Below are 13106 nucleotides of genomic sequence, written 5' to 3'. Positions count from 1 at the left end.
TTTTACTCTCAAAAATTCCGTTCTAGAGAAGCATCTTTGCTTCTCTAGAATACCACTATGGCGGGAAATATCTTTTAAAAGCTCACTTCGTTCGCAAATTTTTTGTAGCAGTCTGTTTAATGATTAAAAATAATTTAAAACTGAATAACTGGACCTATAATAAATATGTAAAAATCCCCACGCAAAATAACTTGCGTGAGGACGAAATTCGCGGTGCCACCTCAATTATAGGATTTCTCCTATCTCTCATTCCTGTCTCAGATACCTCCTGTAACAGGCTGTGCGATAAAGGGCACTCCCTTGAGAATTATGTTTTCTTCTCTCGTTTTAGATGGACCCAACCTTACAGTTTTCTCTGCTTGTTTCCAGCAACCACAAGCTCTCTGTGAGAGAAAGGAATGTAATTTTTCCATCTATTATTTTTTAGCTTCTAGGTAGTCTGCAATCGCAGCTACATCCTTGTCTCCACGACCAGAGACATTGATGATGATAATCTCATCTTTACTTAGTTTTGGTGCACGTTTAACCGCTTCTGCGATAGCGTGTGAGCTTTCAATCGCTGGGATAATTCCTTCTGTCTTGCTGAGAAGGAGCAGGGCTTGAACAGCTTCTTCATCCGTCGCAGCCACATATTCCACGCGACCTGAGTCTTTGAAGTAGGCGTGTTCTGGACCAACACCTGGATAGTCCAAACCAGCTGAGATAGAGTAAACTGGAGCCAGCTCTCCATCTTCTTTAAAGACTGCATAGGTCTTCATTCCGTCGACAATTCCGATGCTACCTTTTGTCATAGTAGCTGCGTGCTTGTCTGTATCAAGTCCGTGACCAGCAGCTTCGACCCCAACCAATTTGACTGCTTCATCAGCTACATACTGAGAAAAAGCACCGATGGCATTGGAACCACCACCTACACAGGCAATAACGTAGTCTGGTAAACGGCCTTCTTTTTCTAAGATTTGACGGCGAGATTCTTCACTGATGACTTTCTGGAACTCATGGACAATTGTTGGATAAGGGTGAGGTCCCACAGCAGATCCCAAAACGTAGAAGGCTTCCAAATCATTCATCCATGCTCCAAAGGATGCATCAACCGCATCCTTAAGAGTTCGTGTCCCCGTTTCAACTGCGTGAACAGTTGCTCCCATCATCTCCATACGGAAAACATTGAGACGTTGACGCTCCACATCTTCTGCTCCCATGTAGACATCACAAGCCATACCAAACTTGGCTGCAGCTGCTGCAGTCGCAACACCGTGCTGACCAGCTCCTGTCTCTGCGATAACCCGTTTTTTACCCATACGTTTAGCCAGAAGAATTTGCCCTAAAACGTTGTTGAGTTTGTGAGAACCAAGGTGGTTAAGGTCTTCGCGCTTGAGATAAATCTTAGCTCCACCTAAGTGGTCTGTCAAACTTTCCGCAAAATAGAGCGGTGTTTCGCGACCGGAATAGTCCTTCAAGTAATGGCGAAATTCTGCCAAAAACTCTGGATCATCCTTATACTTGTCAAATGTCACTTCCAACTCATCCAACAAAGCCTGAATCGGCTCCGGTACAAAACTACCACCAAATTGTCCAAAATAACCTTTAGTTGTCATAAAATTTTCCTCTTTCTGTATTGGTTCCAAGATATGAAAAAAGCCCACACACAGAAAATTACTCTGCGTGAGGGCGTTGGTAACGCGGTGCCACCTCAATTATAAAGGGAATATTCCCCTTTACATCTCTACCTTGTCTAACAACAAGTTGCACTGTAAGGTGTGCGCACCGAATTTTCATTGTTTCAAATTCATTTTCAAAATCAGCCCACTTTCACTACTTCCAACCACCTGTTCACAATCACCACAGGCTCCCTGAAGATCAAAAATAGTTACTTTTCTGATTTGTTGAACTTATTTTAATACTTTGTTTTTTCTTTGTCAAGACTTTTTTACAATTTTTTTGATAAAGCTAGCACTTTTTCAGAAACTGTTTTGAAAGTCTCAATGATATAGTCCACTTCTTCATCGCTTAGTTTAGTATGAAGAGGGAGCGTAATTTCATTTTCAAAGAAGGCATAGGCCTTAGGATAATTCGCCATATCAAAGCCAAGATTCTTATAGGCTGTCAAGAGCGGAAGCGGTTTGTAGTGGACATTACTTGCAATTCCTGCTTTGGCCAATTCTTGGATGATAAGATTGCGTTCTTCTAAGCTTGCTCCTTCTACATGGGTGATGTAGAGGTGGCGTGAAGATTCGACAGTTTCAGTCTTGTGTGCCAAAGGATGGATGCGAGAACCTGCAAAACCACGATCATAGCGGTCCACAATGTCCTTACGACGTTGTAGCAAACTTGGGTAACGGTCCAATTGTACCAATCCAAGTGATGCCATAATATCGGTCATATTGCACTTGTAGGCTGGGGTTACGATGTCGTATTCCCATGAACCCAGCTGCATCTTAGCAAGAGCATCCTTAGTTTGCCCGTGAAGGGAAAGAATTTGGAATTCCTTGTACATTTCTTCGTCATCAATCGCTGGATTGGCTTTCCAAGTCGCACTTCCACCTTCTGCAGTTGTAAAGTTCTTAACGGCATGGAAAGAGAAGGAAGTAAAGTCAGCGATAGAACCAGCTGGTTGTCCTTTATAAGTAGATCCCAAAGCGTGGGCACTATCAGAGACAATCACAATACGGTTAAAGGCCTTTTGCCACTTGCTTGAAGCAGTAAAGAGGTCACGTTTCTTCTCCACTACTTGGAACAAACGGTCGTAGTCGCAAACAATCCCTGCGAGCTCTACTGGGATAATCACCTTAGTCTTTTCAGTGATGGCTTGCTCCAGCAAGTCATAATCCATCTCAAACGTATCTGCTTGAATATCCACCATGACAGGGGTCGCTCCTACGTGAGTGATGACACTACATGAAGCTGTATAAGTCATAGCTGGAACGATGACTTCATCTCCAGGACCCACTTTCAAAACACGCAAAATCAACTCCAGAGCGGCTGTCGCAGAGTTGAGACAGACAGTCTTAGGTGTCTGTGTGTATTGAGACAAGCGGCGCTCTAGTTCTTTTGTCTTAGGACCTGTTGTGATCCAACCAGAACGCAGGGTATCCGCTACTTCAGCAATTTCTGCTTCCGTAATATCGGGTGGTGAAAATGGAATATTGTAATTTGGCATTGATTTGCTCCTTTTATCTGTACTCATTTCCTCATGACTACTTTATTTTAGTACTTCAAACACGGTTTGAAACATGATTTTGATGTCTCCAAGAAAACTAAATTCTCGGAGATAGTCGAGGTTATAGCGCATCTTTTCAGGAAGGACGTGTTCAACATAGGCTTGGTCAACTGATAGACCTTTCTCCGTCATTTGACTGATGATGGTGTCCTCATCCTTGTAGTTGATGCTGGCTGGAGAGGTAATCCCTGCTGGCAAGAGCAAGGTCGCCATCATTTCAGGGCTATACTGCTCTGTGTAACGTGGCACTTCAGGTCGCGTACCAACAAAAGACATTTCGCCTTTAAGGACATTGACCAGCTGAGGCAGTTCGTCCAAACGCACACGGCGGATGAAATTACCAACCTTGGTAATGCGGCTATCGTTAGCAGAAGTCACCAGACTCCCTTTTTTATCCGCATCCGTCACCATGGTACGGAACTTCCAAATCTTGAACCGACGGTTATACTGGGTCACGCGCTCTTGCTTGTAAATCACTGGCCCCTTACTATCCAACTTGATCCAAATGCTCAAGATGAGAAAGAGGGGAGAGGTCAGAACCAGTAAGACCAAGGCTAGAACCCAGTCCAAACAACGCTTGAAAATCAGCGAACCCTTCCTTTTAGAGACAAGCTGGTAGTAAGACTCAACCTCGCTTGATTTCATTTCCACGGGCAAGTCTTCCCATTTCAGCATGCTGTTTCTCCTTTGTTTTTATTATACTATTTGTCAACATTTTTCATTATACCACAAAATGGAAAAGGCGGTGAAAGAAATCTGTAATTTGAAGGATTTCCTTCTTACACTCAATGAAAATCAAAGAGTATTAGGACATAGCCCCTGCCTGCAAGCTATACATCTTGTGATAGGTTCCTCCCAGAGCCAAGAGTTCCTCATGAGTACCACTCTCGATAATGCGTCCCTTGTCCAATACATAGATACAGTTGGCGTCTTGGATAGTAGAAAGACGGTGGGCAATGGCAATGGTTGTCCGTCCCTGTCTCATCTTAGCTAGTGAAGCTTGAACCAGACTTTCTGTTTCAGAGTCAATATTAGCTGTCGCTTCATCCAAAATCAAGATTTTAGGCCGACTGGCGACTGTTCTAGCAAAGGCAAGAAGCTGGCGCTGACCAGTAGAGAAGCTCGAACCACGCTCAGACACAGGAGCATCATAGCCCAGAGGAAGTTCTTGAATAAAGGAATCTGCATCCACGAAGCTAGCTGCAGCCTGTACCTGCTCATCACTAAGATTTTGGTACATGGTGATATTGGATTTGATGGTTCCATGATAGAGGAAGGGATCCTGCAAGACCAGCCCAATATTTTTTCTCAGTTCTTCCTGACTGTAGTCCCTAATGTCCACACCATCCAAGAGAACTCGCCCTGACTGAAATTCATAAAAGCGCATGAGGACATTGATAATAGATGATTTCCCTGAACCTGTATGACCCACAAAGGCAATGGTTTCACCCTTGTTAACAGAAAAAGAAATATCATCCAGAATCGGGTGTTTGCCATCATATGAGAAACACACGTGTTCAAAACGGATATTGCCTTCTTTGATCTCAGCTTGGCCATTTTCTTGAAGGGGCTCATAGTTTCTCTCATCGATTAAGGCAAAAACACGGCCTGCAGAAACCATAGACGTTTGAAGGGTTGAAAAGTTTTGCGTCACCTCAATCAAGGGATCAAAGAGGCGATTGATATACTGGATAAAGGCATACATGGTCCCTGCTGTTATTCCCAGATAAAGTCCACGGTAGCCAAAATACGCCATTAAAACTGCATATCCTAGGAGTTTTAGCAAACTCATGGCAGGGCGCAAAAAGAGGGCATCCAAGGCTACAGAACGGTTGGCATAGACCAAGTGTTCTTGATTAATCTCATCAAATTCTGCCTGCAGGCGCTTCTCTTGATTAAAGGCCTGGATAATCCTGATTCCCTCGATATTTTCAGCCAGCTTGCTATTGATATCAGACAAGAGACTTCTGGTTTTTTCAATGATTTTCAATGATTTTTTCCGATAGAGATTGACCAAAAGGAAAATCAAGGGGAGAAAGAGCAATACTAATGCTGTCAAACGAAAATCCAGAACCAACATGGTATAAAGAGTTGTCAGAAAGATGAAAACTGCTGAGATAAAGCTAGATAAAATCCCTGAAAACATATCACTGATGGTCTCGGTATCATTTGTCAAACGAGAGACGATAGAGCCTGCTGGCGTCTTGTCAAAGTAAGACATGCCCAGCTTCTCCATATTGGAAAAGGCATCCCGACGAATATCCCTAACGATGCTGTAGGATACCCGCGCAAAGAGAAGATTACCGACATACTGAACTACAGTTTGTAGAATATAAAGGCCATAGTAGGCCAGCAAAACGGTAATGGCTAGTTGGTTAAGATTACTCAGATACTGGTCGATAAAGTGGGAAGCCACAAGGGGAATGACACTTTTAATGACCGTCGTCGCTAGGAGAAAACTGAGTGCCAAAAAGGTCAGGAGGCCGTAAGGCTTGAGATAGGACATCAAGCGCTTCAATACAGTCCATTGTTCTTTCTTATTCTGCATCTTCTTCTCCTTTCATTTCCAGCTGCTGAGACTGGTAGGTTTGGGCATACCAGCCATCCAAAGCTAGCAAGTCTTCGTGTGTGCCCTGTTCAATAATTTGACCATTTTGCAGAACCAAGATTAGATCTGCATGGACAACTGCACTGAGGCGATGAGCCGTAATAATGGTTGTCTTGTCCTTTCGCGTCTCCTTGAGGTTGTCGATAATCGCATACTCTGTCTTGGCATCCACGGCGGACAAAGAATCGTCTAAAATCAAGATATCAGGGTCTAAAATCATAGCTCGACTCATGGCCAGACGCTGCTTTTGACCTCCAGAAAGACTGACTCCCTTTTCACCAATCAGTGTATCAAATCCTTGAGGCATGTCTACAATGTCTTGATAAACTTGAGCTAGCTTAGTCGCTTCCTCGACCGCTGAAAGGGGCAAGTTAGGATTGCCAAATCGGATATTGTCTAAAATAGAAGTCGCAAAGAGGAACTGGTCCTGAGGAACATAGCCCATAAGACTACGAAGATCTGTCAGACGATAGTCACGAATATTATGACCGTTTAGGTAAATAGCACCCTTATCCACATCGTATTCACGTAAGAGGAGCTTAATCAAGGACGTTTTTCCAGAGCCTGTTTGACCAACCAAGCCCAATGTTTGCCCTTTTTCCAGACTAAAGTGAACATTTGTCAGTGTTTCCTCATTTTCAAAGGCAAAGCTATCAATGACATACTGCAAGCGCCCATTTTCAATACTGTCTAGAGGAAACTCAGGGTCTTGTACAGGTGATTCCTGAGACAAAAGTTCCTCAATCCGCTGGTAAGAAACCTTCCCTCGCTGGGTAATATTAAAGAGGAAGCCGATGGCCATAAGAGGCCAAACTAGCATATCCAAGTAGCTGATAAAGGTAACTAGATTCCCAACGGTAATCTGCCCCTCCTGAACCATCAAAGAGCCCACCAAAAGCGTTAAAACATAGGAGGAACCAACAAACAAGAGAACCATGGGGTCAAAGAGACTATCGTATCTCATGGTTTGGAGATTCTTTTGGAAGGTCAATTCATTGACTGCCTGAAAGGACTTGAGCTCGTCCGCCTGGTACCCGAAAGACTTGGTCACTTTAATACCTGATACGGACTCCTGCACCTTGTTATTGAGTTCAGAAAAGGCAGCTTGGGATTCGCCAAAGGCCTTGTGGGTCTTTCTCCCTAGACGACTGGTCGCATAAGCCATGAAAGGCAGGGGAAGAATGGCAACCAAGGTCATCTGCCATGAAATGCTAAAGAGCATGGTCAACAAGGTCACTAAAGCTGTGATTGAGGCATCAACCGCTGACATAACCCCTCCCCCTGCCAGACGCGTTAAGGCATTGATATCGTTGGTTGCGTGTGCCATCAGGTCCCCCGTCCTATAGGTTTGATAAAAGGCTGGAGACATTTTTGTGAAATGCTCAAACAAGCGAGAGCGCATAATCTGTCCCAGACGGTAGGAAGTCCCAAGGATATACATCCGCCAAACATAGCGCAGATAGTACATCCCAAAGGCCGCAAGAAGCAAGTAAAATAGGTCAAGAAGGAGGTCCTGCTGGGTTAATTGCCCCGATGTGATAGCATCAATGACCCGCCCCATAACCATGGGGGGAATGAGGTTGAGGACGGAAACCAAAACCAGGGCCACAATCCCGACTAGATAACGGCGTTTTTCTAACTTGAAAAACCACCAAAGTTTTTGAATAATGGACATAAAATCCCTTTCTGATTGCAAATTGAAACCTGAGGCCAAGACCCCAGGTTTTTCTTATTCATAGGTTACGACTGTAACGGCACCCTTGTCATACTCAGCGATAAAGATATTAGCTACATTGTCATGTCCTTGCTTGTTGAGGTTATCAAGCAACCACTCTTCGCTACGACCAATCGATTCCAAAACATCTACTTGGATCACACCGTCAGTCACAACTGGATACTTAGGATTTTCATCTCCCATTTGGACCACGATGAGTTGGCCATTTTGCTCTTGCACAGCTCGTTTAACTTGCTTCATCTGGAAAATTCCTTGGCTACGAAGTTTGAGAGCAACATCTGCCGCAGACAAACCAACTGAACGACAGGCTTCTGGGTCAATCTGCCCATTTTTGATGAGCAGAGTCGGTTTCCCATCAATCAAGCGTTTGACAAAACGAACATTGTTATTGAGCCACTTGAGGGTCAAGACCAAAATCGTCCACATCATCAAAATCACTGCATACTGGAGAATACTGATAGAACTATTGTAAATCACCCCACCAATGATACCACCGAGAACATAGTTCTGAATTTGGTCTGTCGCAGAGTTAGGTGCCAGATTCCCCTTTCCTGTCACATTGATAACAAAAACAAGCGAGAAAAGACCCAAGGCCAGTTTGATTAAAATTTCCATGTAGTTGAGTGTCATTTGTTTACCTCCACCAATTCAATAGCGTCTGTTTGATGCAATTCTAATTTCTCTAAAAGATACTTGTCTGGTTGGCTCCCGTTCATGGCACGATAGAAATTTGAACCTACCTTGATAAGTGCTCCATCAGTGGCAGCTGAAGTATTGACATAAACTTCTGATTTATCCACTCCCAAGTCTTTAGAAATGACCTCTATGAAATGAAGGGAAGTTTGAAATTGATTGTTAGAGGCTTGATTGGTCTGGTATTTTGAGATTGTTACCAAAAGCATGGCTACCAAAGTCAAGGCCAAAATCATGACCAATTCACGAAACTTAGTTCCCTTTTTATCACGATAAGCCTTAAAAGCAAAAAATCCTGTGATAGCTAGGAGCACAATCCCAAAGCCAATCATGATGCCATTTTGCTGACTGATTTGGCTAAGTACATAGTCATATGAGTAAAATTTCATTTATTTTCACTCCCTTTCATAAAATCATTCTTCATTATAAACGAAAGAGAGTGATTTTTCAAGCCATACGTTGGGGAAATAGACCTTTTTTTGGTATAATAAAATCTATAATCTGAATGAAAAAGGTAACTTTATGAAACTTATCTCATGGAATATTGATTCCCTCAATGCTGCCCTAACTAGTGACTCAGCTCGTGCCAAATTGTCCCAAGAAGTCCTACAAACCCTTGTGGCAGAAAATGCTGATATCATTGCTATCCAAGAAACCAAGCTTTCTGCCAAGGGCCCAACAAAAAAACACCTAGAAGTTTTAGAAGAACTCTTCCCAGGCTACGAAAACACCTGGCGTTCTTCCCAAGAGCCTGCCCGCAAAGGCTATGCTGGTACTATGTTCCTCTATAAGAAAGATCTCACACCCACTGTCACTTTCCCAGAAATCGGTGCTCCTTCTACCATGGACTTGGAAGGTCGCATCATCACCTTGGAATTTGATGAATTTTTCGTGACCCAAGTTTACACACCAAATGCTGGTGATGGACTCAAACGCTTGGAAGAACGTCAAATCTGGGACATCAAATATGCAGAGTACTTGGCTGAACTAGACAAAGAAAAACCAGTTCTTGCAACTGGTGACTACAACGTAGCCCACAATGAAATCGACCTTGCAAATCCTGCTAGCAACCGCCGTTCACCAGGATTTACCGACGAAGAACGTGCTGGATTTACCAACCTCTTGGCAACTGGATTTACAGACACCTTCCGTCATGTTCACGGCGATGTGCCTGAACGTTACACTTGGTGGGCGCAACGCAGCAAGACTTCTAAAATCAACAATACAGGCTGGAGAATCGACTACTGGCTCACAAGTAACCGCATCGCTGACAAGGTGACCAAGTCTGACATGATTGATTCTGGTGCTCGCCAAGACCACACACCGATTGTCTTGGAAATTGACCTGTAAGGATTTTCTATATGGACTATAATGCAGTGATTCCCGAGTTTCTTGTATCGAATATGGAACAGTCTCGTTCCTTCTACTGTGATTTACTCGGCTTTAGGATTGAATATGAGCGCCCGGAAGAAAACTTTCTCTTCCTTTCTCTTGAAGATTGCCAGCTAATGCTAGAGGAGGGGCCAAAGGACCAACTAGCTGAACTGACCTATCCTTTCGGGCGCGGTGTCAATATTTCCTTTGGCATTGCAGATGTTCCTCAGCTCCACCAAAAACTGCTGGAAGCTGACTATCCTATCCATCGTCCCCTGACAAAAAGAGAATTTCGAGTAGGAGATAGCTTTATATATCCCCATGAATTTGCAGTTTTGGATCCAGATGGCTATTTTTTAAGATTTAGCGAGTAGAATAATAGAGACTGGGTAAAGTCTTTAAAGTTAAAAAGGCATATTGTCAAGTCTTGAAAAATCTTGATAATATGTCTTTTATGATGAAAAAATCTTCTAATACTCTTCGAAAATCAAATTCAAACCACGTCAGCGTCGCCTTACCGTACTCAAGTACAGCCTGCGGCTAGCTTCCTACTTTGCTCTTTGATTTTCATTGAGTACAAATGTTAGCTTACAATTGAAAATTTGTCTATTTTTCTTCATTTTGTTCGCTTTTAAAACCAAAACACTAACAAAACATTTGATTTCTAAAGTTATTTAGTGTAAAATAAAAACATTAGCACAAGCCTATATTAAATTGAATATCATTTTACTTGTTTATGTCGTGAATTGGCACGACGTTTCTACAAGGTGCCGGAACACCTAACAATAAGTAAGTCAGAGTGAGGTATGGTCGTTTTTGCCATGCCTATTTTGGGGACTTGCTTAGAGATTAAGTAAGTCCTTTTTGAATATTTTTAATATTTCCCTTAATTAGTGCGGACGGGAGCAACTTCCTCCGGAATTTCATCCCTAATTTTTGAGCCAAAAGTCTCAAAAATCCCGTCCTAGACAATAACAAGATTATTGTCTAGGATACCACTACAACGGGAAATATTTGATAAGACTCGCTTCGCTCGTACTAGTTTTATCAAATATATAGTACTAGCAAACTGGATCACTATAGAAACATTTAATCAACAAGTAAACTGGCTTTTAGACTTTAGGAGGTCTTATGAAATTATTAGAAGAGCGCATCCTCAAGGATGGGCATATCTTGGGTGATAACATCCTCAAGGTGGATTCCTTTTTAACCCACCAAGTTGACTTTAGCCTGATGCGAGAAATCGGTAAGGTCTTTGCGGAAAAATTTGCTTCTGCTGGCATTACCAAGGTCGTAACCATTGAAGCGTCGGGTATTGCCCCAGCTGTTTTTACAGCTGAAGCCTTAAATGTCCCTATGATTTTCGCCAAAAAAGCTAAGAACATCACTATGAACGAAGGAATCTTAACTGCAGAAGTCTACTCCTTTACCAAGCAAGTAACCAGCACCGTTTCCATCGCTGGAAAATTCCTCTCACCAGAGGACAAGGTCTTGATTATCGACGATTTCCTTGCTAATGGCCAAGCCGCTAAAGGCTTGATTCAAATCATCGAACAGGCTGGAGCAACAGTCGAAGCTATCGGTATTGTGATTGAAAAATCTTTCCAAGATGGCCGTGATTTGCTTGAAAAAGCAGGCTATCCTGTCCTATCACTTGCTCGTTTAGATCGTTTTGAAAATGGTCAGGTCGTATTTAAGGAGGCAGATCTCTAATGCAAACTCAAGAAAAACACTCGCAAGCAGCCGTTCTTGGCTTGCAGCACTTACTAGCCATGTACTCAGGATCTATCCTAGTTCCCATCATGATTGCGACAGCCCTTGGCTATTCGGCTGAGCAGTTAACCTACCTGATTTCCACAGATATCTTCATGTGTGGGGTGGCAACCTTCCTCCAACTCCAACTCAACAAATACTTTGGAATTGGACTACCAGTCGTGCTCGGAGTTGCATTCCAGTCGGTCGCTCCCTTGATTATGATTGGGCAAAGCCATGGTAGTGGTGCTATGTTTGGTGCCCTTATCGCATCAGGGATTTACGTGGTTCTTGTTTCAGGCATCTTCTCAAAAGTGGCCAATCTCTTCCCATCTATCGTAACAGGATCTGTTATTACCACGATTGGTTTAACCTTGATTCCTGTCGCTATTGGAAATATGGGAAATAACGTTCCAGAGCCAACTGGTCAAAGTCTCTTGCTTGCAGCTATCACTGTTTTGATTATCCTCTTGATTAATATCTTTACCAAAGGATTTATCAAATCTATCTCTATTTTGATTGGTTTGGTTGTTGGAACTGCCATTGCTGCTAGCATGGGTTTGGTGGACTTCTCTCCTGTTGCAGCAGCACCTCTTGTCCATGTCCCAACTCCACTCTACTTTGGGATGCCAACCTTTGAAATCTCATCTATTGTCATGATGTGTATCATCGCAACGGTGTCTATGGTTGAGTCTACTGGTGTTTACCTAGCCTTGTCTGATATCACAAAAGACCCAATCGACAGCACGCGCCTGCGCAACGGTTACCGCGCAGAAGGTTTGGCCGTACTTCTCGGAGGAATCTTTAACACCTTCCCTTACACAGGATTTTCACAAAACGTTGGTTTGGTTAAATTATCAGGTATCAAGACTCGCCTGCCAATCTACTACGCAGCTGGTTTCCTCGTTCTCCTTGGACTCCTTCCTAAGTTTGGTGCCCTTGCCCAAATCATTCCGAGCCCTGTCCTCGGTGGTGCTATGCTGGTGATGTTTGGTTTTGTATCTATTCAAGGGATGCAAATCCTCGCCCGTGTTGACTTTGCTAACAATGAACACAACTTCCTTATCGCAGCAGTTTCAATCGCTGCAGGTGTCGGACTCAACAACAGTAATCTCTTTGTCAGCATGCCGACAGCCTTCCAAATGTTCTTCTCAAACGGAATCGTCGTAGCCAGCCTACTTGCCATTGTCCTCAATGCCGTATTAAATCATAAAAAGAAATAATAAAAAGAGGTGCGAGCCTCTTTTTTGTTTATCTATATCCTTACCTGTCTATCTTCTGACCTCTGGCCTGTGACAAACATAGTGAAGGTTGCTTTGCAGACATTTCTGCCCTCTTGATTGGTGATATCCACATCCACTACACAGGTTGTACGACCTTGATGGACACATTCTCCTTTAATGGTCAATACATCGTCGAGTTTTCCTGCTTTGAGGTAGTTGATAGAGGATTGGAGCGTCACTCCATCTAGTCCTAGCGAGATGACTACCAAACCACTAATCTGGTCACAAAGGGTAAAGAGATAACCACCATGGGCATTGCCATAGTAGTTGAGCGATGAGTTGACTACTTTTGTCGTTACCACAACGTGACCATCTCTCATTTGTTCAATTTCGTAATTTTCAAAGGCAGATATAGCGTCAAAATGAAAATCTTTCATCGTTTCCTCCTGATATTTCAAACGACACTATGATACTACTTTTTATAGGACTGTGCAAGGAGAAAGC

Annotated in this window: 12 protein-coding genes, 1 riboswitch and 2 other annotated features; of the genes, 4 read left to right on the top strand and 8 right to left on the bottom strand. The window is 43.1% G+C overall.

The features are described from left to right. Window positions 1-194: 194 nt before the first annotated feature. Window positions 195-420: a binding site (T-box leader), on the bottom strand. From trpB to D7D54_RS00205, 7 genes are all read right to left on the bottom strand, one after another. Beyond that, a complete protein-coding gene (gene trpB, locus D7D54_RS00235; protein WP_120718565.1) occupies window positions 417-1595 on the bottom strand; it encodes a tryptophan synthase subunit beta in 1179 nt (392 codons plus the stop codon). (Overlaps the previous feature by 4 nt.) Before the next feature lie 66 nt (window positions 1596-1661). After that, window positions 1662-1893 (bottom strand) — a binding site (T-box leader). Window positions 1894-1927: 34 nt separating this feature from the next. Then, window positions 1928-3157, bottom strand: coding sequence for a DegT/DnrJ/EryC1/StrS family aminotransferase (locus tag D7D54_RS00230; RefSeq protein WP_120718564.1), 1230 nt, complete (start codon window positions 3155-3157; stop codon window positions 1928-1930). Between the two features lie 42 nt (window positions 3158-3199). After that, window positions 3200-3892, bottom strand: coding sequence for a sugar transferase (locus tag D7D54_RS00225; protein ID WP_120718563.1), 693 nt, complete (start codon window positions 3890-3892; stop codon window positions 3200-3202). A gap of 130 nt (window positions 3893-4022) precedes the next feature. Continuing rightward, complete coding sequence (locus tag D7D54_RS00220; RefSeq protein WP_120718562.1) at window positions 4023-5765, bottom strand: ABC transporter ATP-binding protein; 1743 nt, start codon at window positions 5763-5765, stop codon at window positions 4023-4025. Then, window positions 5755-7500 carry an ABC transporter ATP-binding protein gene (locus D7D54_RS00215; RefSeq protein WP_120718561.1) on the bottom strand — a complete coding sequence of 582 codons (1746 nt, stop codon included), beginning with the start codon at window positions 7498-7500 and terminating at the stop codon, window positions 5755-5757. The genes D7D54_RS00220 and D7D54_RS00215 overlap by 11 nt, the downstream gene beginning before the upstream one ends. A 54-nt stretch (window positions 7501-7554) precedes the next feature. Next, a complete protein-coding gene (locus D7D54_RS00210) occupies window positions 7555-8190 on the bottom strand; it encodes a DUF421 domain-containing protein (RefSeq protein ID WP_000174447.1) in 636 nt (211 codons plus the stop codon). Next, window positions 8187-8642, bottom strand: coding sequence for a DUF3290 family protein (locus tag D7D54_RS00205; protein WP_000675328.1), 456 nt, complete (start codon window positions 8640-8642; stop codon window positions 8187-8189). The genes D7D54_RS00210 and D7D54_RS00205 overlap by 4 nt, the downstream gene beginning before the upstream one ends. Before the next feature lie 133 nt (window positions 8643-8775). On the opposite strand from D7D54_RS00205, the gene D7D54_RS00200 reads away from it, so the two are divergent. The 4 genes from D7D54_RS00200 (at window position 8776) to D7D54_RS00175 (ending at window position 12602) form a co-directional block, all read left to right on the top strand. Then, entirely contained in the window at window positions 8776-9603 is an 828-nt protein-coding gene (locus tag D7D54_RS00200; RefSeq protein WP_049543438.1) for an exodeoxyribonuclease III, read from the top strand. Between the two features lie 11 nt (window positions 9604-9614). Further along, entirely contained in the window at window positions 9615-10001 is a 387-nt protein-coding gene (locus D7D54_RS00195; RefSeq protein WP_120718560.1) for a bleomycin resistance protein, read from the top strand. Between the two features lie 336 nt (window positions 10002-10337). After that, window positions 10338-10433: riboswitch (purine riboswitch) on the top strand. Between the two features lie 325 nt (window positions 10434-10758). After that, entirely contained in the window at window positions 10759-11340 is a 582-nt protein-coding gene (locus D7D54_RS00180; RefSeq protein WP_000770415.1) for a xanthine phosphoribosyltransferase, read from the top strand. Further along, the gene (locus D7D54_RS00175; protein ID WP_001194477.1) at window positions 11340-12602 is read left to right on the top strand and encodes a nucleobase:cation symporter-2 family protein; all 1263 of its coding nucleotides are present in this window, start codon (window positions 11340-11342) and stop codon (window positions 12600-12602) included. The genes D7D54_RS00180 and D7D54_RS00175 overlap by 1 nt, the downstream gene beginning before the upstream one ends. A gap of 32 nt (window positions 12603-12634) precedes the next feature. On the opposite strand, the gene D7D54_RS00170 is transcribed toward D7D54_RS00175, so the two are convergent. Further along, on the bottom strand, window positions 12635-13039 hold the full coding sequence (locus tag D7D54_RS00170; RefSeq protein WP_084927231.1) for a PaaI family thioesterase: 405 nt from the start codon (window positions 13037-13039) through the stop codon (window positions 12635-12637). Window positions 13040-13106 lie beyond the last annotated feature (67 nt).

This window comes from Streptococcus chosunensis (assembly GCF_003626515.1).
Classification (GTDB): Bacteria; Bacillota; Bacilli; order Lactobacillales; family Streptococcaceae; genus Streptococcus; species Streptococcus chosunensis.
This window is presented reverse-complemented; position numbering and strand designations above follow the sequence as displayed.